Annotated in this window: 26 protein-coding genes and 2 tRNA genes; 5 read left to right on the plus strand and 23 right to left on the minus strand. The window is 42.6% G+C overall.

Annotation, left to right across the window (positions count from 1 at the left end; translation table 11 throughout):
• Positions 1-38 precede the first annotated feature (38 nt).
• Positions 39-1,193: a peptide-methionine (R)-S-oxide reductase MsrB gene (msrB, locus tag GDZ68_RS06085; RefSeq protein WP_153721385.1), complete on the minus strand. Its 1,155-nt coding sequence runs from the start codon at positions 1,191-1,193 to the stop codon at positions 39-41.
• 18 nt (positions 1,194-1,211) lie between these two features.
• Complete coding sequence (locus tag GDZ68_RS06090) at positions 1,212-1,709, minus strand: redoxin family protein (protein WP_153721386.1); 498 nt, start codon at positions 1,707-1,709, stop codon at positions 1,212-1,214.
• 207 nt (positions 1,710-1,916) lie between these two features.
• Between GDZ68_RS06090 and GDZ68_RS06095 the strand changes: the two genes are divergently transcribed.
• From GDZ68_RS06095 to GDZ68_RS06110, 4 genes are all read left to right on the plus strand, one after another.
• The gene (locus GDZ68_RS06095) at positions 1,917-2,552 is read left to right on the plus strand and encodes a DUF1232 domain-containing protein (protein ID WP_153721387.1); all 636 of its coding nucleotides are present in this window, start codon (positions 1,917-1,919) and stop codon (positions 2,550-2,552) included.
• A gap of 21 nt (positions 2,553-2,573) precedes the next feature.
• Positions 2,574-3,545: an LCP family protein gene (locus GDZ68_RS06100; RefSeq protein WP_153721388.1), complete on the plus strand. Its 972-nt coding sequence runs from the start codon at positions 2,574-2,576 to the stop codon at positions 3,543-3,545.
• 38 nt (positions 3,546-3,583) lie between these two features.
• Complete coding sequence (locus GDZ68_RS06105) at positions 3,584-4,159, plus strand: phosphatase PAP2 family protein (protein WP_153721389.1); 576 nt, start codon at positions 3,584-3,586, stop codon at positions 4,157-4,159.
• A 275-nt stretch (positions 4,160-4,434) separates the two neighbouring features.
• The gene (locus tag GDZ68_RS06110; protein ID WP_153721390.1) at positions 4,435-4,779 is read left to right on the plus strand and encodes a hypothetical protein; all 345 of its coding nucleotides are present in this window, start codon (positions 4,435-4,437) and stop codon (positions 4,777-4,779) included.
• Positions 4,780-4,914: 135 nt separating this feature from the next.
• Here the strand turns inward: GDZ68_RS06110 and GDZ68_RS06115 are convergent.
• The 21 genes from GDZ68_RS06115 to GDZ68_RS06215 form a co-directional block, all read right to left on the minus strand.
• Positions 4,915-4,988 (minus strand) — tRNA-Arg (locus GDZ68_RS06115).
• Positions 4,989-5,050: 62 nt separating this feature from the next.
• The gene (locus tag GDZ68_RS06120) at positions 5,051-5,449 is read right to left on the minus strand and encodes an SET domain-containing protein (protein ID WP_153721391.1); all 399 of its coding nucleotides are present in this window, start codon (positions 5,447-5,449) and stop codon (positions 5,051-5,053) included.
• 301 nt (positions 5,450-5,750) lie between these two features.
• A complete protein-coding gene (locus GDZ68_RS06125) occupies positions 5,751-6,725 on the minus strand; it encodes a quinone oxidoreductase family protein (RefSeq protein ID WP_153721392.1) in 975 nt (324 codons plus the stop codon).
• A gap of 12 nt (positions 6,726-6,737) precedes the next feature.
• On the minus strand, positions 6,738-8,507 hold the full coding sequence (locus tag GDZ68_RS06130) for an acyl-CoA dehydrogenase family protein (protein WP_153721393.1): 1,770 nt from the start codon (positions 8,505-8,507) through the stop codon (positions 6,738-6,740).
• Between the two features lie 52 nt (positions 8,508-8,559).
• Positions 8,560-9,336 carry an SDR family oxidoreductase gene (locus tag GDZ68_RS06135; protein WP_153721394.1) on the minus strand — a complete coding sequence of 259 codons (777 nt, stop codon included), beginning with the start codon at positions 9,334-9,336 and terminating at the stop codon, positions 8,560-8,562.
• A gap of 311 nt (positions 9,337-9,647) precedes the next feature.
• Positions 9,648-10,145, minus strand: a complete 498-nt coding sequence (locus GDZ68_RS06140) for an alpha/beta hydrolase (protein ID WP_228551025.1) — start codon at positions 10,143-10,145, stop codon at positions 9,648-9,650.
• Positions 10,146-10,275: 130 nt separating this feature from the next.
• Complete coding sequence (locus GDZ68_RS06145) at positions 10,276-11,235, minus strand: ring-cleaving dioxygenase (RefSeq protein ID WP_153721395.1); 960 nt, start codon at positions 11,233-11,235, stop codon at positions 10,276-10,278.
• A gap of 2 nt (positions 11,236-11,237) precedes the next feature.
• Positions 11,238-11,663 (minus strand): MarR family winged helix-turn-helix transcriptional regulator, encoded by a 426-nt coding sequence (locus tag GDZ68_RS06150; RefSeq protein WP_153721396.1) that lies wholly within the window; start codon positions 11,661-11,663, stop codon positions 11,238-11,240.
• A 423-nt stretch (positions 11,664-12,086) separates the two neighbouring features.
• A complete protein-coding gene (locus GDZ68_RS06155; protein WP_153721397.1) occupies positions 12,087-12,932 on the minus strand; it encodes an MBL fold metallo-hydrolase in 846 nt (281 codons plus the stop codon).
• 274 nt (positions 12,933-13,206) lie between these two features.
• Positions 13,207-13,779, minus strand: a complete 573-nt coding sequence (locus GDZ68_RS06160; RefSeq protein WP_153721398.1) for a DUF4256 domain-containing protein — start codon at positions 13,777-13,779, stop codon at positions 13,207-13,209.
• A gap of 267 nt (positions 13,780-14,046) precedes the next feature.
• Positions 14,047-14,120 (minus strand) — tRNA-Arg (locus GDZ68_RS06165).
• 76 nt (positions 14,121-14,196) lie between these two features.
• The gene (locus GDZ68_RS06170) at positions 14,197-14,691 is read right to left on the minus strand and encodes a metallophosphoesterase (RefSeq protein WP_153721399.1); all 495 of its coding nucleotides are present in this window, start codon (positions 14,689-14,691) and stop codon (positions 14,197-14,199) included.
• Positions 14,688-15,302, minus strand: a complete 615-nt coding sequence (locus tag GDZ68_RS06175; RefSeq protein ID WP_153721400.1) for an XTP/dITP diphosphatase — start codon at positions 15,300-15,302, stop codon at positions 14,688-14,690. Before GDZ68_RS06175 ends, GDZ68_RS06170 begins: the two co-directional genes overlap by 4 nt.
• Complete coding sequence (gene rph, locus GDZ68_RS06180) at positions 15,299-16,057, minus strand: ribonuclease PH (protein WP_153721401.1); 759 nt, start codon at positions 16,055-16,057, stop codon at positions 15,299-15,301. The genes GDZ68_RS06175 and rph overlap by 4 nt, the downstream gene beginning before the upstream one ends.
• 127 nt (positions 16,058-16,184) lie before the next feature.
• Positions 16,185-16,973 carry a glutamate racemase gene (gene racE / locus GDZ68_RS06185; protein WP_153721402.1) on the minus strand — a complete coding sequence of 263 codons (789 nt, stop codon included), beginning with the start codon at positions 16,971-16,973 and terminating at the stop codon, positions 16,185-16,187.
• Positions 16,974-16,982: 9 nt separating this feature from the next.
• Entirely contained in the window at positions 16,983-17,390 is a 408-nt protein-coding gene (locus tag GDZ68_RS06190; protein ID WP_153721503.1) for a MarR family winged helix-turn-helix transcriptional regulator, read from the minus strand.
• Between the two features lie 192 nt (positions 17,391-17,582).
• Complete coding sequence (locus GDZ68_RS06195) at positions 17,583-17,795, minus strand: helix-turn-helix domain-containing protein (protein ID WP_153721504.1); 213 nt, start codon at positions 17,793-17,795, stop codon at positions 17,583-17,585.
• A gap of 76 nt (positions 17,796-17,871) precedes the next feature.
• Entirely contained in the window at positions 17,872-18,321 is a 450-nt protein-coding gene (locus GDZ68_RS06200; RefSeq protein ID WP_153721403.1) for an acyl-CoA thioesterase, read from the minus strand.
• Positions 18,322-18,494: 173 nt separating this feature from the next.
• Positions 18,495-19,289: a succinate dehydrogenase iron-sulfur subunit gene (gene sdhB / locus GDZ68_RS06205; protein WP_194841080.1), complete on the minus strand. Its 795-nt coding sequence runs from the start codon at positions 19,287-19,289 to the stop codon at positions 18,495-18,497.
• Positions 19,286-21,040 carry a succinate dehydrogenase flavoprotein subunit gene (sdhA, locus tag GDZ68_RS06210; RefSeq protein WP_153721405.1) on the minus strand — a complete coding sequence of 585 codons (1,755 nt, stop codon included), beginning with the start codon at positions 21,038-21,040 and terminating at the stop codon, positions 19,286-19,288. The genes sdhB and sdhA overlap by 4 nt, the downstream gene beginning before the upstream one ends.
• Before the next feature lie 45 nt (positions 21,041-21,085).
• A complete protein-coding gene (locus GDZ68_RS06215) occupies positions 21,086-21,694 on the minus strand; it encodes a succinate dehydrogenase cytochrome b558 subunit (RefSeq protein WP_153721406.1) in 609 nt (202 codons plus the stop codon).
• A gap of 224 nt (positions 21,695-21,918) precedes the next feature.
• Between GDZ68_RS06215 and GDZ68_RS06220 the strand changes: the two genes are divergently transcribed.
• Positions 21,919-22,326 (plus strand): YslB family protein, encoded by a 408-nt coding sequence (locus GDZ68_RS06220; protein WP_228551026.1) that lies wholly within the window; start codon positions 21,919-21,921, stop codon positions 22,324-22,326.
• Positions 22,327-22,331: the final 5 nt, after the last annotated feature.

Genomic DNA, 22,331 nt, shown 5'->3' on the forward strand with positions numbered 1-22,331 from the left:
GCTGCCTTTCCTTCAGTTACTATTACTGTTATTGTACATTATTTTACGTAGCTTGTCAGATAGCCATAACCTTTGTCTTCCATCTCTTCAAGCGCGACAAAGTCAATGGCCGCACTGTTAATACAGTAACGTAACCCCCCTTTATCTTTCGGTCCATCTGGGAACACATGCCCAAGATGACTGTCACCCGCCCGGCTTCTCACCTCAATCCGTTCCATATTGAAACTCTTATCTTTATGCTCTGTCACGACTTTGGGAATGATTGGTTTCGTGAAGCTTGGCCAGCCGCATTGTGAATCATATTTATCAGCACTTGAGAAAAGCGGTTCTCCTGTTGCTACATCAATATAAATCCCATCTTCATACGTATCCCAATATTCATTAGAGAACGCCGCTTCAGTATTATCGCCCTGTGTTACTTGATACTGCTCTTTTGTCAATTTTTCTTTCAATTCTTGTTCGCTCGGCTTGGGATAGGCCGCTGCATCGATAACAGACGGAATTTCCTGGCCCTCCAGCGTATCAAATTTAACATGACAATAACCGTTCGGATTTTTTTCAAGATAGTCCTGATGTTCGTCTTCTGCCAATGTGTAGCTTGTCAATGGTTCAACTTCTGTCACAATATCTTTTTTATACTGCTCTTGTTCCTTCTTTACTTTCTCATCAATCATAGCTTTTTGAGCCGGATCACTGTAGAAAATTCCTGAACGATATTGTGTGCCGCGATCATTTCCTTGTTTATTCAATGAAGTAGGATCGATAATCATAAAGAAATGGTCCAATATTTTATCCAGATCAGTTCGTTCGGGATCGAATTGGACATGCACGGTTTCTGCATGGCCCGTTTTCCCTGTGATCACTTCATTGTAAGTCGGATTTTCCGTTGTACCATTTGCGTAGCCGGAAGTGACGTCATATACCCCGTACACACGCTCCATATATGCTTCTACTCCCCAGAAACAGCCACCCGCCAAATACACTTCCTGGAGATTATCCTTATTGAATGTCAAATCTTTATTCGGATTTGCAGGATATTTTGAATCAGATGGCGAGTTCAAAACCTCCGCGAGTTCTTGTCGCAGTGAATCTGTATCCGTACCGGAATCTGTTGTATTTGTATTAGCGTTTTCGAATGAACAGCCGCCAAGCAGCAATAATCCCAATAAAACCGCAAGATACTTCATTTTCATCTTCTCTGTCCCCTTTCTCTACTCAATTAAAGCCATGGCCTCTTTTATTTTTTCATTAGACAAATGTCCAGGCTGCGAACGGATCAGCTGCCCGCTTCTGTCGAAGAAAGCAGATGTCGGATAACCTTTTACATTGAATTCCTTCGCAAGGCTCCCTCCGTCATTTAGCAGCAACGGCAAATCATTTACACCAGTCAGTCCTTTAAACCAAACAATGAAATCTTCTTTTTCCATTTCATTATTATAATCAGGAGCAACTACAGTCAGCACTTCAAAATCATTGTCTTCTCCAGCCAGTGCATTGACTTCCTCCAGGCCTGCAAGACAAATGGGACACCAAGACGCCCAGAATTTCACGTATACTTTTTCTCCTTCATAATCAGCTAAACTGACTGACTTCCCATCGATCGTATTCAGCGTGATCTCAGATGCTGAATCCTTTTCAGAGCCAGATGATTGCGAGCAGGCAGACAGTACGAAAATCACCGCGATCAGGAGTAAGAATTTCTTCAGCATAACGGCTCCTCCTTTTATAAATTCCTATAGAATGAAACGGCAACTCTTTAAATTCATAAGATACTTCCTTTGCAGTTTGCCCTCTGACTAAAGTATACGGTTTTCGGCAGACGTTGACAAATTGTCAACACTCCTTTACTATTTTTTATAGTGAAGACAAATAGGTAAACATCTTTGACTGATGTCTTTTAAAAGGAGGCTCTTTTCATGGCGTCAGAAAGTCTTGAAATTACTATTGGGCAGTTATTGCGGGAAACTCTGGCTAATCGGTCTATATCCATGCGCAAGTTAAGTGAACAAACGAATATTGATACAGCTACGATCTCTCGTATTATTAACCATAAGCGAAAAGCAACGCTTGATCACCTGGAGCAGTTTTCATCTGTTCTGAATCTGCCATTGACCAAGTTGCTGGAATCGGCAGGTTATCCTGTAGATAATGAGAAAGATTCAACTTCAGCTTATGATGAAACAATTGAACAGCTCTTACATACTTCGGAACTGCTCTCTGCCAACATTTCCATTTCTTCTGTAGAAAAACAGCTGACCGATTACGAAGTTTTTTCTCAAACGGTAGATGGTGAGGAACGTATACTTCATGAATTTGAGGAAAAGCTGAAGAGCACTGGAGGAATCGGTCCTTTTATTGACCAGATGAAATATTTATTCAACCGGTTTAAGACGAAAAACGGCAATACGAAAGAGCTGGCGATTATCGGAAGCGCATTGCTGTATTTCATTGTACCAATCGATGTAATCCCGGACTATTTATTCGCCATCGGCTTTCTCGATGACGCAGTCGCAGTGCAGATTGCTTCAAACGCTGTAACCAGAAATTCATAATCAGATGAGCAGGTGAAGAAAGTGGAGAAAAGAAGTGAATTCTTGAAAAAGAAGAAGAACAAAGGACGCAGGAACATTTTCCTTATTCTCTTGTTTTTATTACTGGCAGGTGCGGGATACTTTGCTTACCAGTATAATAATGGGGTATCGATGGCTAATGAAGATAAAGTAAGCGATAGCGACAGTAAGGAAAATATGAAATTTGAACCGTTTGAAGGTGCAGAAGCACAGTTCGGGGAAATTAACGTTCTTTTAATCGGCAATGATGCGAGAGCTGACGAAGAAGAAGCACGTTCAGATGCTTTGATGATCGGTCATTATAATCAAGATACAAATGAAGTGAAACTGGTTTCTTTAATGCGTGATACATATGTGGAAGTTCCCGAATACGGCATGCAAAAATTAAATGCCGCTTTTTTTCTCGGCGGACCGGAGCTGGTGCGAAAGACCATAAAGCATAATTTCGATGTGGACGTGCAATATTATGCCATTGTAAACTTTGAGGGCTTTTCTAAAATTGTCGACGTGATAGCGCCGGAAGGTATTGAAGTCGATATCCCCTACGCGATGTCGCACGGAATCGGCATGACACTCGAACCCGGCGAACAGCATTTGAACGGCGATCAGCTGCTCGGCTATGTACGTTTCCGCCATGATATTCAGAGCGATTTCGGACGTGTCAAGCGCCAGCAGGAAGCATTATCGAAACTGAAAGATGAAGCTGTCAGCATGAATACCCTGTTCAATTTACCTAAATTACTTGGCGTTATCGATCCTTATATCGATACAAATGTCGACGGAAAGACATTGTTTACGATCGGTAAAGGCATGCTCACCGGTGGAAAATCAAAAGATCTGGAGACATTGCGTATTCCTGCAGAAGGCACCTATATCGATAGACGCGTAAATGTAGGAGAAGTGCTGGATGCTGACTTAGATCAGAATAAAGACTTATTGAAAGAATTTTTATCGGATGCAAATCAAAATAATTAGTACTATTCAACTGAAACAGAACGTGGGGAACGGAATATATGAGTGTAGATTTCAAGGTTTTTGAAGCAATCAATAAATTTGCAGGGCATAGCGCGGTTTTGGATCAGTCTGTCGTATTTTTCACGAAGTTTGGTCCACTTTTATTCGGTCTGTTTTTTGTGTGGCTGTGGTTTACGAGTTTAGGAGACCGCCGGGCCAATCGAAAAATTGTCTTGTTTGCCTTCACCATTGCCGTCATCACTATCGGAATTGATAAGATCATTGAACTGTCATTTTTCCGCGAACGTCCTTTTGTCAATCATGACGTGACGATGCTTGTCGATAAACTCGATACAGATCCTTCATTCCCGAGCAATCATACCGCAGGCTCTTTTGCATTGGCCCTGGCGCTTTTTTGGAAACGCAGGAAGTCGGGCGCTGTGCTGCTGGTATTTGCGGGATTAATGGCGTTATCGCGTATTTATACAGGTGTCCATTATCCGACAGATGTATTGATGGGTGCGTTTATCGCGACTGCAGTGGCATTTTTGGTAATTTGGCAGCGACATTTGATCGAGCCGCTGTTTAATTGGATTTTACGTTTGTTTACCCGGAGAAGTTCGCACGCTTTGTGAATAGGAAAAGAACGCTTAGCATTTTGGCGCTTAGTGTTCTTTTTTTGTCTTTGCTATCGATTGAATTTCATAGTAGTTATATCTAATGCGAGTGTTAGGGCCGGAGAAGCTCTGTCGCTGATGTGGGAATGCATGTCACATTCTCTTAAAAACAGAATAATCAAAACACGAGTTCTGGTTTATTGATGTCTCCATATCTTTACCTGGCAGCTCCTGTTATTATTATAAGATAAGGTTACTATTCAGAGGAATAAAAACGGAAAGAAGGAGATCTCGTGGAAAAGAAGCTAGACTTGATACTTCAAAAACTAGAAGCCGTTGATCGAATGGGACAAGATATCCAGTTAGTGCGCTCAGAACTTGTTGAGGTAAAAACACAACTCGGCGAGGTAACATCCCAGCTTGATGAAAATAAACTTATCATAAAGGCCATACGCAGCCGTCAAACAGAAACAGACGCAAAACTAGAAGGTCTTACTTTGGATGTTCATAAGATGCATGGAGATGTAACTGCTGTCAAAGAAAAATTATCGGATATTCAAGGTGAAGTAGAATTCACTTATCAAAAGGCTGCTAAAAATGAAATGGAATTATTCAAACTAAAACGCGATTATAATTGAAAGATTTTCATTAACATAACAATTAGAAGTTAAGACGATAAAAGTATCTTTTTCTTTTACATTCATTAAAATAAACAACAAAGCACCCTGTCTCTCCCAGCAGGGTGCTTTGTCTTTGAATTGGTGTCTGTATGACGTCCCAGAAGAGATTCGAACTCCCGACCTACGCCTTAGGAGGGCGTTGCTCTATCCAGCTGAGCTACTGGGACAAGTTGATATAATAGGAGACATGACTCCGATCCCGCTTGCGAATCGAAGTCCACAATCTCCGTTAGTCATTCGCTGTGCCTGTGTAATCTTCATTAAACCATAATTGTTCATTATCATCAACATCGCCATTATAATTGATCAGAATTTCTTCCCCTGCCTTAATATCTGTATGGGCAAAGAAATCAAATGTATGGTTGTCAAAATTAATTTCGTAATCAGCATTTGGTTCATACGAGTGATTGAACAGCATCCCATATCCCAGAAGGACAGCAGTATGGTTGGCGCCGTATTCAAAAGCATAATCGGCCAGCACCGTTTTTTCAATATGTTCGTGTTGTTCATTGGGATAGGAAATGACAGGCGCTTCATGAATCAGCTCGCCTTTTTTGATATCACGCTTCGCGAATACTCCGCGATTGAATTCTCCTTCACCGAGCGGAGAAAGTTTTACTTCGATCATTGTCTTTCACCTGCCTGCTTGTAAAATCTACTTGGTAAGTATAACATTATTTCTGCTCTATGGCACATTTCAAAACCTTATGAAGGAAATGTGCGGTCATCAGCTGTTTTGGTTCGGTGAAAGAGCGGGTTGGTGCGGCACGGCTAGAGTAATGTTCGGTGGAGATCGTTTTTGGTTCGTTTCAAGGAGTTGTTGGTGCGGTTTGATAACACTTTGGCGCGTCCGCTTCTTTTACTTGCCCAATCAAAAAAACTGCGCTGGAAGCTGTTGCTGACTCTCTGCGCAGAATTTTGTTATAAGATTATGTTGTCAGCACTAATTTCCCCATCGTCTTTCTTCCCTGCAATTGACGCTGGGCTTCCGCTGCTTCTTCTAAATCAAATACTCCTCCGATTGTCAGCTTCAGATCGCCGCTTTCGATATAATTGAGCAATTCTTTGAAGCTAGCTTGATACAGCTCATAATTTTTCATAATCTGCGGCAAGAAAAATCCGATAACTGAATGGTTGCGCCGCATTAATTCGCCTGCTTGAAGAGGAGAAGGCTCACCGCTCGCAGCGCCAAACACTACCAGACGTCCAAAAGGCGCGAGGCATTTCAGCGTCTTGCGGAAAACATCGCCGCCTACCATTTCGAGCGCCACATCCACACCTTTACCGCCGGTCAGTTCACGGACTTTCAGTTCCCAGCCATCTTCTGTGTAATTAACCAGATGATCTGCGCCCATTTCTTTTGCATGTGCCAGTTTTTCATCGCTGCTCGCTGTCGCAATGACCTTGCCGGCACCAAAAATTTTCGCCAATTGAACTGCAATCGCGCCTACCCCGCCTGCAGCTGCATGCACGAGTACAGTCTCGCCTTTTTCAAGCCGGCCCATTGTTTTCAAAATATGATAAGCTGTCTGTCCCTGAAGCGGCAGTGCAACTGCATCCGTGAATTCTACACCGTCCGGAATGGGAGCAAGCGTCATTTCCGGTATGGCTGCGTATTCCGAGTACCCTGCGGATTCAATAAGCGATACTACCCGCATACCCGGCTTGAAGCGCTTCACTTCTTTCCCGACTTCTGTAATAACTCCCGCCACTTCTGCACCTGGAATAAAAGGCAAAGGCGTCGGTACGACATACCTTCCTTCACGGCGGGCAACATCTGCATAGTTCACGCCAATCGCTTTAATTTCCACCAGCACATCTCTGTCACCTACAGCTGGTTTATCGATTTTTACAACTTTCAGTACTTCAGGTCCGCCGTATTCTTCACATTGAATTGCTTTCATATCCATTCCCCCTTAAGAAATATAGTTCTCTGCTTGATAGATTGATGCTGCTATTGCACGTTTTGTTTCAACTGTTCCTTCACTTGACAACTCATTGAACCTCTTCAACAAATTGCTTACTATCGCGCTTTTAGCGTCGCCTGAAATTACTTCCGGCAGCAGTTTTCTTGCAATCATTTCTACGTTCAGTAAAGTGTCCGTAATCAGTGCTTCGGCCATCTTTATTTTTAAGTCAGCCTTCTCTTTCGAAGCTTCTGCAGATTTTACTGTTCGCAGCACTGCCGATTCGGCTGCATAAAGCGCTATAGCAATATTTGCGAGATTCATAAGTGCTTCCTGCTCATCCACCATACTATTACCATATTTTTGATATGCCAGACCGGCACTCAGCAAAAACACATTCCTCATCAGATGAACTGCTTCTAGTTCTCTGGAAAGTTCTGTACCTGACAGCTTTACAGGCTGCATCAATGCTTTGTTTGCCCCTGCCACTAGTTCTTGCAGCGGTAAATCCCCCTTACCTGCCTGACTTAATAAAGACATCGGGATGAGCAGCCGATTCACCTCATTCGTGCCTTCAAAAATTCGGTTAATTCGTGAATCACGATAGACTTGTTCGATCGGATAGTCTTTCATATACCCGTATCCTCCATGCAGCTGCAGCGATTCATCAGCTACTTGATCAAGCGTTTCTGAGCCGTACACTTTGCAAATTGCGCATTCCACCGCATACTCCATCATTCGATTTGCAATCAGACGATGGTCATCTGAATATTCTACATCGCCAAGCGCATCTTCTAAATAAGAAGCAGTTCTGTACTGAAGGGATTCAGCTGCGTAAATCCGAATTGCCATATCTGCAACCTTTTCTTGTGTCGCTCTAAAGTCAGCAATAGTTTTGTTGAATTGCTTGCGTTCCTTTGTATAATCAAGTGCTAATTTCAAACTGTACTTCGAAGCCCCCATTGTGGCCGATCCTAAATTAAAGCGGCCGAGATTCAGTACATTCAGTGCAATATGGTGACCTCTGCCCACTTCCCCTAACAGATTTCGAACCGGTACTTCACAGTTTTCAAAGTATACCGCTCTAGTTGAGGAACCTTTAATCCCCATTTTATTTTCTTCAGGTCCCAGTGAAAGTCCTGGAAAATCTTTTTCAACAATAAATCCAGTGAAAGCGTTTCCATCCACTTTAGCATAAACGATAAATGTATCGGAGAAGGCTGCATTAGTAATATATACCTTCGAACCGTTCAGAATATAATGCGTGCCTTCCTCGTTTAATTTTGCAGTAGTTTTTGCCGATAAGGCATCCGATCCGGCAGTCGGCTCTGTTAGGCAGTATGCACCAAGAAATTCTCCTGAAGCAAGCTTCGGCAAGTAATATTCTTTTTGCCACTCCGTTCCAAAATAAGTGATCGGCAGTGTCGCTATACATGTATGATTTGAATGCGCTACGCTGTATCCTCCGGCAGAACCCAAACACTCACCGACAAGCCCTTTAGTAATCTTATCGAGACCGAGCCCCCCATACTTTTCAGGAACACTGTGCGCAAGCAGACCAAGATCACCTGCTTTTTGCAGCAAAGATGTGACCAGGTTAAAATCCTGCTGTTCAATCTCTTCATTCTTTGGATGAACTTCATTTTTTATAAAGTTTTTTGCTGTATTCGCAATCATATGATGTTCATCAGTAAACTCTTCAGGCGTAAAAATTTCCTCTTTTTGCGTTGACCGGTACAGAAAGGCTCCCCCGCGATACAGCTGCTTTTTATTAACCATTAATATCACTCCTTTTACATCATCTGATCTTTGTCACTGTAATCCTCACTAATTAAATCTGACTGCTCATCCCACCGTCCACGACTAACACATCGCCGGTTATATAATCGGATGCCTTGGATGCCAAAAATACAGCGACACCTTTCAAATCCTCTTCATTACCCAAACGATTCAGCGGGGTACCTGCCAGGATATAATCTCGGCCATTTTCTATCGTAACGGACGACATTTTCGTAGGGAAAAATCCCGGAGCAATTGCATTCACATTAATATTATACTGTCCCCATTTTGCTGCCAGATCTTTAGTCAAGGTAATAACCGCACCTTTACTGGAGTTATAGCCGATCGTTTCCATGAAATCGGGGTGTGTTCCACCAAGGCCGGCAACGGAAGCAATATTGATGATTTTTCCGCTATTTTGCTTGATCATGACTTTTCCAACTTCTTTGCTCATGATAAATGTTCCGGTAACATTGACGTTGAGCACTTTCTGAAATGCCTGTATCGGCATCTCCATTGTCGGCGCCCCCCATGTGGCACCGCTGTTATTGACAAGAATGTCAATTCGGCCGAATTCTTTTATTGTCTCCTCAACCACTTTTTTCACATCTTCTTCATTTGCAACATCACAGGCGAGACCAATTGATTTGATCCCCAGTTTCTCCAATTCCTCACTCATTTCAATACAGGAATCCACTTTACGCGAACAAACTACAACGTTTGCACCGGCCTCCGCGAATCCTCTGGCAATTTGTGCACCAAGTCCTCTTCCGCCGCCTGTTACAATTGCCGTTTTTCCTTTTAAACTAAATAAATCTAAAACCGCCATGAACATTTCCTCTTTTCTTTTATTTGATAACCTCGCATTAACACTTGAAAACTGTGTGTTCGTGCCATTTAATTCTTCGAGAACCGATGAACATCTTTTGTACATAGTTTCTTATCATACTAACCAGTTGGTATGTTCAGAATAAAAAGATATAGTTAACATGATAAACGTTCCTCAATTATTAAGCAAGACAACCTATTTATTTCTTTTACTCTTCCAATAGATTGCTATTACAATAATACTATTATCGAGCAGAAAAATAAGTCACTTCATTCAAATATCGAATGAAGTGACTCACAGATGACTAATCTTTAGCTAATTACCTGTATGTTGGCGAGCCATTTCTCTGCAGCAGCCAGTTCAGAATGAGTAATTCTATGATCACTTTGCTCCCAATTGATCGTGGCAGAAGCACCTTTTTCCTGAAAAATTTGATAAAGTTCTTCTGTCTCAAATTTAGGGACTAAAGGGTCAAAAGTTCCGGCCGACATGAAGATATGCTTTCCAGCTAATGAAAGGTCTGCAGAGTCTCTAGAAGGCACCATTGCATGCAGCAGTATAGCTCCAATTGCTATATTCTGCACACCCAGCATGGCATTTGCTGCGATGTTCGCTCCGTTAGAATAGCCCAATAAAAAAGTCGTTTCCAAAGAAAAGTTATATTTTTCTGAAGCAGTTTTTATGAATTCAGCCAACTCGGTTGTTCTGTATCGTAAATCCTCCATATCAAACACACCTTCCGCAATGCGTTTAAAGAAACGATTTGCGCCGTTTTCATTCACATTGCCGCGGACGCCCAGAAAATTCATGTCGTTGGATAACTCTCTCGCAACAGGATGGAGACTATGTTCATCCCGCCTGTTCCATGCAATAGGATCAGCGTGCCTTTTGCATTTTCTGCTGGATAAAAAATATGTTCCATTTTTGCACCTCCTTCAATTATAAAGGCTTCAGACGCTGCTCAATTTTTTCACGCCGACTTTCTAAAAATGGAGGCAGAGCCAGATTTTCTCCGAGAGTCTCCAAAGATTCATCTGTGTCAAAACCGGGACCGTCTGTAGCTAATTCAATGGTAATATCATTAGGGTCTTTTAAATAAACGGAGCGGAAATAAAAACGATCAATAAAGCTTGAATTCATTATGCCATTTTTATTTAGCTTATCAATCCATTCCAATAATTCTTCCTCATTATCAACGCGCAGGGCAATATGGTGAACGCTGCCGCGGCCGGGTCTTTCTATCGGTAGATCAGTTCTCTCTTCTAAGTGAATTTCAGTGCCGGATCCTCCTTCACCAGTTTCAAAAACGAGAATATCCGGCTGCCCATTCTCATCAGAAGGATATTGCCCTTTTTTATGGAATCCGAAGATTTCAGTCAGCAATGAAACAGTTCCGGCTATATTCCCGACAGTCAGACGGGAAGGTCCGATTCCTGTGATACCGAATTCTTGTGGAACGGGACTCTGGTCCCAAGGCGTACCTGCTTTTTCACCCTTGTTGTTTTCATCAGACACCAATACCAGACGCTGTGCCTCAAAATCGGTAAATGCTAAAGTCATTCTGCCCGCTTGTTCTTTAATCTCTCCATGTGGCACATTCATTTCTTCAAAACGTGATTTCCAATAATTTAATGCCTGATCATTTTGCACGCGCAGAGAAGTTACCGATATGCTGTTCGTACCTTGATGAGTTTGCGCTGCACGCGGAACTTCAAAAAATGTCAGGTCAGTACCCGGATTTCCTTTTTCATCTGCATAAAATAAATGATACATGGACGGTGCATCTTGATTGACGGTTTTCTTAACTAACCGCATACCTAAGATTTCTGTATAAAAGTGCAGATTTTCTTTGGCATTTGCTGTAATTGCTGACACATGGTGTATTCCTTTGATTCTCATATTTACTCCTCCTCGGATTTTAACTTCTTTAATAACTCATTGAGAACTTTTTTCTCTTCAACAGTCAAATTTTGAAAATGACTTGCCTGGAATTCTTCTTGAACCGGAACAACTTCCCGAAATAACATTCTGCCTTCATCAGTGAGTGAAATATATTTCGTTTTCCAGTCCTGCTCTCTTTCAATTAAGTCCATGCGCTCCATTTTCTGAAGCAGCTGCGTAATATTACCTTTTGTCACAAACAGTTTTTCGCCCAATTCTTGCTGTGAAATTTTATTATGCATCCCTACTTGCACTAAGACATCAAATTGAGCAGCCGTCAGTCCCCACTTCTTTAGATGTTGATTGGATAATCGGATACTTTGATTGTAAATTCTGGATAAGCGGAACCAGATCATTAAATCTAACCGGTTCGATTGATGGTTCATTGCGTTGTTCTCCTTTTTTTATCTGTTTCGGATATCTTTCTTCATCAGTTTATATGTAAACTGATGAAGAGTCCATTTCTTTGCTCTAGAAAAAAAGAAGAAGGATTAGTGGATACAACTTCTATTCTGAGCCAATTCTTTCGCAACCTTTCATCCGCAATTGTTATTCATCATTGAAGCTTTTTACCAAAGTGGATATTTGACAGTCTATTTCATGAGCAGTTTGAAATTTGTTCATGATTATTGCTTAGAGGGAGAGGTTATCAATTCTTGCGTAATAAAGGATCCAAGATTGAAAAGACCCGCGTTCATTTGGAGATTGAACCGAGTCGTTATCACAAACAATGTTATTTCGTTATAATCAGCTCTTTATCCGGTGATGCTGTGGACATCGCCAGTCTTTAATTGCAATCGGAACGGCGATCAATCATCAACAAATTTGCCATGGTCCGGAACAGCTAATTCTTGAAAGTTATTTGCCAGCCGGCTTAACTCATCCTCTAACCAAGCAGTTTCTGTAACTGGCACGCCATGTCCCGTAATTGCCAATTTTGGCTGTAAAATTGCCAGGGCCTTGACAGATTGTTCCGCACTCTCCCAATCAGGAGTCAAATAACGCGGCGGTCCATTCATTTCCAGTTCTTGCGTGAATACTTTGTAAAGCGAGTCTTGCTTTACTGTCACAAAAGCATCTCCTGCGATCAATGCCTGATCTGATGCTCTAAAGAGCGAAACATGTCCTTCTGAATGACCTGGAGTGTGTATCCATTCCCAGCCTGGCATGAAGGGTACAGTATGATCTGCCGGTAACATATGTGCGCGTTCTCCAATGTCGATGGCTTCAACTGGGAACATGAAAGACATTTTGGCGACCATCCCGCCCTCCACTCCTGTATCGGGTTCCGGATAATTCTGCCGACCTGTAATAAACGGCATCTCTAGCTCATGAGCATAGACCGGAACATTTCTCCATTCCTCTAAGACATCGATGAGTCCTCCGATGTGGTCAAAATGGCCATGTGTCAAGATGATGGCTTTCGGCGGAACACCTTTGCCAAACCGTTCAGCGGCGACTTCTATAATCTTTGCTCCAGTTTTCGGCATTCCTGTATCAATCAGCACCCAATCTTCAGACCCTGGCTTTCCATAGAAAACCACATTCACGATTTGGATAGTATAGCAATATAGATCAGCAGTGACTTCGAATCCTTTATGACTGTTTTCAGAAGTGAGCGGCTGAAAACGATCTGTGGATGCACTTCTTTTCATTGGTATGTCCTCCTTCAATAAAGATGTTCCTATTTGATAGTCATATACCCCGATATCTTTTCGTTACACTTTAAAAGAGCATTAGGAAAAAGTTTGTCCGTTTCACAAAGAGTTTATACAATGTATACGCGAGTTTTTAAGTCTGCAAATAAAAGCTGGGAGATATTGTGAGTAAATATGTATAAGGTTGGAAGTCATGATTTAGGACGAAAAACAGCCATGAAGTATAAAGGCGATGCTTCTCCTTTCACCTCATGGCGCAGCCGGCTATGAATTAGACTTTGAGCAAGCCACGAAAACCTCTTGCGGCATAATAGGATTCTGCTCCATTATGATATAAGAAAACGTGTCCGAAGCGCCGGTCACAGAATAGCGCACCGCCCTGTTCCCTGATATCTGAAGGAGTCTGCACCCAGCTGGAAGTCTTCAAATCAAAACTGTCCAATTTCTGCAGCTTACGATATTGTTCTTCCGTCAATAATTCGATGCCCATTTCAGCAGCCATATTTGCTGCGCTGTTTTCGGGCTTATTTTTCTTCCTCGATTCCAAGGCTTCGTGATCAAAACAAACACTTCTGCGCCCTTTAGGAGTTTCCGCGGAACAATCATAAAAGATATATTTATCTGTTTGCCGATCATACTCCACAACATCCGGTTCGCCGCCTGTATTTTCCATTTCATTAAGGATCCGGAGCTTATCGGGGTTCGCTTCAAGTTTTATCTGCACTTCTGTCCACTCAATTTCTGGATGGAAATGCATATTTTTATCGAAACGGTTTTTCAATATTGATAAGAGTTCTGCGGTTTGTTCTGACGTTAATTCGGTATTACTGCTCATTTTCTTCATTCCTTTTTTGTGTTTTATTCAGTATACCTCATCGCTGACATTTGAGTATATAAGTAGCAAACAAAGGTAATTCACTGTATTGTTTCTTTTACGGGAACAAATCAGACTGTTTTATAATACTACTGGAAACTAGACTTGTAGAGAGTGTTTCATGCAATACTTAGTATTCTGGAAAAGCTTAGGTACAGGTCGTCAAGAACATATTTTGGCGCAAACCATAAAAAAAAGAATGCCGGTTTCCCCAACATTCTCTGCTTGTTCTTATTACGTCCCAGGAGGGATTCGAACCCCCGACCGATGCCTTAGAAGGGCATTGCTCTATCCAGCTGAGCTACTGAGACAAATACCTGCTAACACAGGCACAAGAACTATTATAGGCATGACATTATTAAAAGTCAACACTATATTTTATATTTCTTATTTTATAAGTTCTGTTTGATCGATTAATGTGTGCTGCATGTCATAAAAACCTACCGTATACTTTTCATTTGCCGTCTCGATGACCGCATATGTCGCTTCTCTGCCGCCTCTAGGCTGCGCAGTGCTTCCTGGATTGACGAACAGTACACCCTCAATCATTTCTGCACCATAGAGGTGAGAATGACCAAATAATGCAATCGTCGCCTGCTGTTCAGCTGCAGCATATGAGAGAGCTAATAATGAACTTTTGATGCTATGTTCATGACCATGCACAATCAATACTTTTTCGCCCCCTGCCTTCACGGCTAATGAAGCGGGAAAACGTGTATCACGATCACAATTGCCCCGTACAATGTGCAAATTGGTAAGCAGCGGGTGATCAGCCGGCAATTCGCTGTCACCGCAATGAAAAATTCCGTCAGCCGGCAATTCTGAAATTTCTTTAACCGTGACCGTATCGCCATGCGAATCACTCAGGACGATAAATTTCATATATTTTCTCCCATTGTTTTCAATAAAGCCGGCAAATTCTCTTGTAATTGAGCCAGCGCGGCACCGCGATGTGAAATAACACTTTTTTCTTCTCCCGACAACTCTGCCATTGTCAAATTCTTTTCAGGCACATAAAAGACCGGGTCATATCCGAATCCGTTTGTCCCTTTCCGCTCTGAAGCAATAATTCCTTCACAGCTTCCAGAGAAACAGACAGTGTCAATATTCGGACCTGCAACTGCGAGTACACAGCGAAAACGCGCCTGACGTTCCGCTGAAGGCACACCATCCAGGTTGCTTAGCAGTTTATTAATATTCGCTTCATCGTCACTCGGCTCGCCTGCAAAGCGCGCAGAATAGACGCCGGGCTCACCGTTCAGTGCGTCTACTTCCAAGCCGCTGTCGTCTGCGATTACAGTTTTATTTAAGAGCTTTGCTACAGTCTCAGCCTTCAAAATCGCATTTTTAGCAAAAGTTGCGCCAGTCTCTTCCACATCTATATGTTCTTCTAAATCATTCAATGTTAGAACAGTAATGCCAAGCGGCCGAAATAACACTTCAAAATCCTTTGCTTTGCCTTTATTATTCGTCGCAATCAATATTTCTTTCATTGTACAGCGCCTGCCTGCTGTCCGACTTTATTCGCCAGTTCTCCCAATGTTTCTTTTTGAATCGCGACCAGTCGCTCGATTCCCTGTTCTGCCAGCGTCAGTAAATCATTCATTTCAGCACGGGAAAATGTCGCTTCTTCTCCTGTTCCCTGGAGTTCGACAAATTGACCTGCTCCTGTCATGACAACATTCATATCCACATCTGCCGAAGAATCTTCCACATAATCCAAATCGGTAATTAGCTGACCGTCAGCCAGCTTGCCTACACTTGTTGCAGCAAGAAAATCACGTACCGGGAATGTCGGCAGTTTCTTTTCAATCTGTAATTTATCGGCTGCAATCACCAACGCGACAAACGCACCTGTAATGGAAGACGTACGAGTCCCGCCGTCCGCTTGAATCACATCACAATCGATCCAGATCGTCCGCTCACCAATCGCGTCCAGATCGACGACTGCACGCAAAGCACGTCCAATCAAACGCTGGATTTCCATCGTGCGACCACCAACTTTCCCTCTGGAAGATTCGCGGATTGTCCGTTGGCCGGTCGCCCGTGGCAGCATGGAATACTCAGCTGAAATCCAGCCTTTTCCACTGCCGCGCAGGAAAGGAGGCACACGGTCTTCAATGGTTGCGGTACAAATCACTTTCGTATTGCCAACCGAAATCAGAACGGAGCCTTCCGGATGAATTAAATAATCCTTCTCAATCGTTACTGTCCGAATCTCTTCAGTTTCTCTGCCGTCATGTCTCATAAAATATCCTCCATTTAAGTACAGTTTTTATTGTATTATTGACTTTTTATCAATTTAACATTCAATCCATCTTACCATAGGAACGTCAAAACCCGAAAACAAGTACTGTTTTCGGGTTCTAATTTTTTTAAAATGTTATGGAACGGACATCAGGCTGCGGAATGCATAGCCAGTCTTCGACAATCGACCGGAACTTTTCGATGGAGCCTGTCGTATAAAAAACAGGCAGTTCTGCGCCAGCTGAAACAATTTGCTGTTCCCGCAGAATTCTTTCTACGTCAATGACCGTTTCCACAGCAGATGAAATAATATGTTTTTGTCCATGAAAATGCTCTTCTATATGCTCTTGAAGCAGCGGGAAATGCGTGCAGCCAAGAATTACCGTATCAAACGAGCTTGCATGCAATGGCTGAAGCGCTTGATCCACTACCTTTTTCGCAGCAGACGAACGGTATTCTCCGCTCTCTACGATCGGAACGAATTCCGGACAAGCCAATGAATGCACCGCAGCTTCCGGCTCAAGATAATGGATCGCTTGGTCATACGCTCCGCTTTTCACTGTACCCAGTGTGCCCAGAACAGCGATTTCTCCCGTTACTGAAGCTTTCACCGCAGCGCGAGCCCCCGGCTGTATGACACCGATTATCGGGAAAGAAAACTGACTTCGTACTTTCTCTAATGCAACTGCCGTGGCAGTATTGCAAGCAATAACCAGCATTTTAACACCTAATTCTGCCAAGCTGCTGACCATCTCCATAGTAAACTGCAATACTTCATCTGCAGTCCGAGGCCCGTATGGACAACGTGCATCATCGCCAATGTAAATAATGGGTTCATTCGGCAGATACTTACGCAATTCTCTTACAACTGTCAATCCGCCGACTCCCGAATCAATAACTCCAATAGGTGCATTCACTGTAATCCCTCAATCTCTCTTCATCTCTTCATGTAATTTGGCAAGCAGAGTCGCAAACTGATGAATTTCTTTTTCATCATAGTTTATAAGGACATCCTGCAGATAATGCTGTCTTTTTTTTATAACTTCCTCGATAATCCGTTCACCCTCGGACAATAAATGAACACGAACAACTCGCCGATCCTTGTCATCCCGTACGCGTTTCACCAGCTGACTGCTTTCCATCCGGTCAACTAAATCTGTAGTCGTACTGAATGCCAAAAACATTTTATTGGATAAATCACCGATTGTCATATCGCCATGCTCCAGCAGCCATTGAAGAGCACTGAATTGAGGAGGTGTAATCGTATAATTTTTTAGGATTTTACGTCCTTGCTCTTTTATAATTGCTGCAATATGGCGCAAGTCTTTTTCCATCAGCGCAATCTCATGTAAAAGGCTTTTTTGTTCGTTCGACAAAAAATCAGCTCCCTGAAATGATTCCTGTCTCTACATTGTACCTTTTTCATTGATGAACGCAATAGTTTTACATGTATTATTCTGAGAGTGAAGCATTCCGCATACACCTATTGTCAATCAACCACGTTTTGGCGTGATACAGTGATCTCTTTAATTAAGTTTTAACTCTCCTAACCGCAGCAGTTCTACGATAGCTTGTGCTCTGCCTGATACACCCAGCTTCTGAATCGTATTGGATATATGATTCCGAACAGTTTTTTCACTGATCGTCAGCTGTCCTGCAATTTCTTTTGTCGTAAAATCAGCAACGAGTAATGTGAAAATCTGTCGTTCTCGATTCGTCAATAAAGAACGATTCTGCATTTCATCCAAGATGCGCCCCTCCTCTTTACGCTTTCACCTTAGGATATGTGAGCGGGGGCGCGTCTGTGTAGGCTTTTTAAGCATACTGAAGGAACACTTTCTTTTCTTCCTCAGACCAGGCGACCGGTCTTCCGGTTCCTTTGTTAATCTGAACAACTGTTCCTCTGCCGGTAAAGACGATTTCATTCTTAGTATTCTTTCCCATATAATGAAGATCAACAGATGTCGTCCCTAATGAATTGGCTTTTACAAAAATCTTTAATTTTTCATCAAAGAATATTTGTTTTACAAAGTCACATTGCAAATCAGCAACAACCGGAATTACTTCAGGATCCCGCTTCATCTCATCCATCACTTTTGTAAGGGTTTGTAAATACTGTATCCGTGCGTCTTCGAAGTAAACAAAAACCTTTGTATTATTCAAATGACCAAACATATCAGTATCTGAAAAACGCACTGGTATTTCTGTATGGAAAGAGAATTCACTCTCCCATGTTTGTAAGTCCTCAATATAATTTGCTCTCATGCCAACATCCCCTTCTCCCAACTGAATGAATATTCATTTATTTTATTATAGCAAAAAAACATTTTACGTCAATGACTTCATCCATTCGCTAATTCAGCATATATATATTTTCCAAACAACTTTGCACAAAGTAAAAAACGGCTTGCCGCAAAGGCAAGCCGTCTTAACTGTAATCAGTCTACTTGATGGTCACTTCCGAAGAAGTTTTTAAACATTTGGATAGTTGTAGCTCGGCCAATTGCACCGATTGACGTAGTCAAAGGAATTCCTTTCGGGCAGGCAACTACACAGTTTTGTGAGTTACCGCACTCCGTGATTCCTCCGTCAGACATAACCGTTGCCAGACGCTCATCTTTATTCATAGCGCCAGTTGGATGTGAATTAAAAAGACGTACTTGAGACATTAAGGCAGGTCCCATGAAGTTTGTCTTGTCATTTACGTTTGGACATGCTTCCAGACATACACCGCAAGTCATACATTTAGATAATTCATAAGCCCATTGACGCTTACGCTCAGGCATACGGGGTCCTTCGCCTAAATCATATGTTCCGTCAATCGGAACCCAAGCTTTAATCCGTTTCAATGAATCAAACATGAATTCACGGTCCACGATCAAGTCACGGACAACAGGGAAAGTACGCATAGGCTCAAGTTTGATCGGCTGTGTCAATTGGTCTACGAGCGCTGTACAAGACTGGCGCGGACGTCCGTTGATAACCATAGAACAAGCACCGCATACTTCTTCCAGACAGTTCATATCCCAGTTAACAGGCGTTGTTTTCTCACCTTTTGCGTTTACAGGGTTTCGTCTGATTTCCATGAGTGCCGAAATAACGTTCATATTCGGACGGTATGGAACTTCAAAACGTTCTGTATATGGGGTAGAAGTTGCAGTATCTTGGCGCTGAATATCAAACACGACTGTTTTAGTCGCCGTTGCTGTTTGTTGTTCACTCACTTTTGTCAATCTCCTTTCTTCGCTGAATAATCGCGTATACGTGGAGGAATTAGAGAAGTATCTACTTCTTCATACGTGATAATCGGAGCAGATACTCCGTCAAATTTCGCCATCGTCGTTTTCAAGAAATTCTCGTCATCACGATTCGGGAAGTCCGGCTTAAAGTGTGCGCCGCGGCTTTCATCACGCATTAATGCGCCGATCGTTATGACGCGTGCAAGGTACAGCATGTTTTTCAACTGACGTGTAAACATAGCTCCCTGGTTAGACCATTGCTGTGTATCCGTCATGCTGATATTTTCATAGCGCTCCAGCAGCTCAACAATTTTCTCGTCGGTTGCTTTAAGCTTATCATTGAAACGAACAACAGTAACGTTATCCGTCATTAACTCTCCAAGCTCTCTATGGATAACATACGCATTTTCCGTACCGTCCATTTTAAGCAGGTCTTCCCATTTCTGCTGCTCTTCCTGAATTGCCGCATCATAAATATCATTTGGCAGTTCATCAGCCGTGCGCTTCAGATGCTTCATATAATCGATGGCGTTCGGGCCAGCGACCATACCGCCGTAGATGGCAGAAAGCAAGGAGTTGGCGCCCAGACGGTTTGCACCGTGCTGTGAGAAATCACATTCCCCTGCTGCAAATAAACCTGGAATACTCGTCTGCTGATGATCATCAACCCATAATCCACCCATTGAATAGTGAACAGCCGGGAAGATTTTCATCGGTACTTTACGAGGGTCGTCCCCTGTGAACTTCTCATAAATCTCAATGATTCCGCCAAGCTTGACGTCTAATTCATGTGGATCCTTATGAGAAAGGTCCAAGTACACCATGTTTTCTCCGTTGATACCTAATTTTTGGTTTACGCAGACATCAAAAATTTCACGTGTCGCAATGTCACGTGGCACTAGATTACCATAGTCCGGATACTTTTCTTCAAGGAAGTACCAAGGTTTTCCGTCTTTATAAGTCCAGATCCGTCCGCCTTCACCACGAGCAGATTCACTCATCAGACGAAGCTTATCGTCTCCGGGAATTGCTGTCGGGTGAATTTGAATGAATTCGCCGTTCGCGTAAGATGCACCTTGCTGATATACGATAGAAGCAGCAGAACCTGTATTAATAACAGAGTTCGTAGATTTACCGAAAATGATTCCTGGTCCGCCGGTAGCCATGATGACAGCATCCGCTTTGAAAGCCTGGATCTCCATTGTCTTCAGGTTTTGTGCTTTGATTCCACGACAAACTCCCTCTTCATCTTTAATGATTCCGAGGAATTCCCAGTGTTCATATTTCTGTACTAATCCCGATACTTCATGGGATCGCACCTGCTCATCAAGAGCATATAGTAACTGCTGTCCAGTAGTAGCACCTGCATACGCTGTACGGTGGTGAAGTGTACCGCCGAAACGACGGAAATCCAAAAGACCTTCTGGTGTACGGTTAAACATAACGCCCATACGGTCAAGCAAGTGGATGATTCCAGGAGCTGCTGCCGTCATTGCCTGCACTGGTTTTTGATTCGCTAGAAAGTCTCCGCCGTATACTGTATCGTCAAAGTGAATATCGACCGAGTCGCCTTCACCTTTTGTATTTACAGCACCGTTAATGCCGCCCTGGGCACATACGGAGTGGGAACGTTTCACTGGAACCAGCGAGAACAAGTCAACCGGTGTGCCAGCTTCTGCTGCTTTGATGGTAGCCATTAAACCGGCCAATCCCCCACCGACGACAATCAATCTGCCTTTTGCCATTATTGTTTCACTCCTCAATTATTCATGATTTCATTAGTTGGTTAATTATACAAATGCCAGAAGTGCCTGAATACCGATCACTGACAGCACTAAGAATACGATCATTGTAATATAAGAAACAATCTTTTGTGAGTTTGGTGACTGCGCAATACCCCAAGTGACACAGAAAGACCAGAGTCCGTTTGCCAAGTGGAAAGTCGCAGACAAAATACCGGCGATGTAGAATACAAGCATGAGTGGATTCGATAAGATATCCGCCATCATGTTAAAATCTACTGTTGCGCCAAGCGCTTTTTGAATACGTGTTTCGTACACATGCCATGCGATAAAGATCACAAGGAATACACCGGTGAAACGCTGAAGCGTAAACATCCAGTTACGGAAAGTACCGTAATGGCCCACGTTGTATTTGGCAGAAAATGCTATGTACACCCCGTAAAAAGCGTGGAACATTAATGGTATATAGATAATAAACCATTCCAAAAATGTAACAAACGGCAAGTTACCCATGAAGTTAGATGCATTGTTGAATGCTTCTTCACCGCGCGTTGCAAAGTGGTTGACGACTAAGTGTTGGGCAACAAAAAGTCCAACTGGAATAACCCCGAGCAACGAATGTAGACGGCGAATGAAAAAATCTGATTCTTTCGACAAGTTTTTACCCTCCCTTATTTTTGAGATCTTCCTGATGAATGCAGATTCTCTCTATAGCTGCACTTCCTCGGTATCTCTCTTCGTGGTACAATATGATAACATGTACATTGTACTCCTCTGTATGTGGCAGGTCAAGATGCTGTCAATTTTTTATCCTTTATTGTGATTTTTCCAAAAATTGCTCTGATCTTGCAAGAATTTTTTTTTGAAAGGATTGTAAACCATTGAATACTCAACAGACAGAAGCCACGAACTTTGGTTATAACCTGATGCGGGATCATTTACTGCCCACTTTACTGGGCAAACATGAAGATGAAATACTCTATTGGCTGGGAAAAGATATGGCCAGAAAGTTCCCGGTCCTGTCCCTTGAAGAACTGCCAGCTTTTTTTAAAGAAGCCGGCTGGGGGCAGCTCACTATGGACAAAACAATAAAACACGAAATTCACTACATCTTACATAACAGCAGCCTGCTCGAGCTATCAGGAGGTTCCTGCTCACTCGAAGCCGGCTTTTTGGCTGAACAGCATCAAAAAGTAAATGGATATGTAACAGAGTGTTACGGAGAAAAAATGCCAAAAGAATCATTCATACATTTTATTGTAAAAGGTGATCCTAAATCTGTACTGTGAAACCC

The sequence above is a fragment of the Sporosarcina cascadiensis genome (genome assembly GCF_009650995.1).
GTDB lineage: Bacteria > Bacillota > Bacilli > Bacillales_A > Planococcaceae > Sporosarcina > Sporosarcina cascadiensis.

Bases quoted from the DNA above. Each gene is read 5' to 3' on its own strand.
- GDZ68_RS06125 (WP_153721392.1), bottom strand. From the start codon at position 6,725: ATGAAAGCAATTCAATGTGAAGAATACGGCGGACCTGAAGTACTGAAA.
- rph (WP_153721401.1), bottom strand. From the start codon at position 16,057: ATGAGACATGACGGCAGAGAAACTGAAGAGATTCGGACAGTAACGATT.
- GDZ68_RS06175 (WP_153721400.1), bottom strand. From the start codon at position 15,302: ATGAAAGAAATATTGATTGCGACGAATAATAAAGGCAAAGCAAAGGAT.
- GDZ68_RS06155 (WP_153721397.1), bottom strand. From the start codon at position 12,932: ATGAAAAGAAGTGCATCCACAGATCGTTTTCAGCCGCTCACTTCTGAA.
- GDZ68_RS06190 (WP_153721503.1), bottom strand. From the start codon at position 17,390: ATGGAAAAAGACTTGCGCCATATTGCAGCAATTATAAAAGAGCAAGGA.
- GDZ68_RS06095 (WP_153721387.1), top strand. From the start codon at position 1,917: ATGGCGTCAGAAAGTCTTGAAATTACTATTGGGCAGTTATTGCGGGAA.
- GDZ68_RS06130 (WP_153721393.1), bottom strand. From the start codon at position 8,507: ATGGTTAATAAAAAGCAGCTGTATCGCGGGGGAGCCTTTCTGTACCGG.
- sdhA (WP_153721405.1), bottom strand. From the start codon at position 21,040: ATGGCAAAAGGCAGATTGATTGTCGTCGGTGGGGGATTGGCCGGTTTA.
- GDZ68_RS06145 (WP_153721395.1), bottom strand. From the start codon at position 11,235: ATGAGAATCAAAGGAATACACCATGTGTCAGCAATTACAGCAAATGCC.
- GDZ68_RS06195 (WP_153721504.1), bottom strand. From the start codon at position 17,795: ATGCAGAATCGTTCTTTATTGACGAATCGAGAACGACAGATTTTCACA.
- GDZ68_RS06140 (WP_228551025.1), bottom strand. From the start codon at position 10,145: ATGAATTTTCTGGGCGTCCGCGGCAATGTGAATGAAAACGGCGCAAAT.
- GDZ68_RS06090 (WP_153721386.1), bottom strand. From the start codon at position 1,709: ATGCTGAAGAAATTCTTACTCCTGATCGCGGTGATTTTCGTACTGTCT.
- GDZ68_RS06135 (WP_153721394.1), bottom strand. From the start codon at position 9,336: ATGGCGGTTTTAGATTTATTTAGTTTAAAAGGAAAAACGGCAATTGTA.
- GDZ68_RS06200 (WP_153721403.1), bottom strand. From the start codon at position 18,321: ATGAGAGCAAATTATATTGAGGACTTACAAACATGGGAGAGTGAATTC.
- msrB (WP_153721385.1), bottom strand. From the start codon at position 1,193: ATGAAAATGAAGTATCTTGCGGTTTTATTGGGATTATTGCTGCTTGGC.
- GDZ68_RS06170 (WP_153721399.1), bottom strand. From the start codon at position 14,691: ATGAAATTTATCGTCCTGAGTGATTCGCATGGCGATACGGTCACGGTT.
- GDZ68_RS06160 (WP_153721398.1), bottom strand. From the start codon at position 13,779: ATGAAGAAAATGAGCAGTAATACCGAATTAACGTCAGAACAAACCGCA.
- GDZ68_RS06105 (WP_153721389.1), top strand. From the start codon at position 3,584: ATGAGTGTAGATTTCAAGGTTTTTGAAGCAATCAATAAATTTGCAGGG.
- GDZ68_RS06150 (WP_153721396.1), bottom strand. From the start codon at position 11,663: ATGAACCATCAATCGAACCGGTTAGATTTAATGATCTGGTTCCGCTTA.
- GDZ68_RS06120 (WP_153721391.1), bottom strand. From the start codon at position 5,449: ATGATCGAAGTAAAACTTTCTCCGCTCGGTGAAGGAGAATTCAATCGC.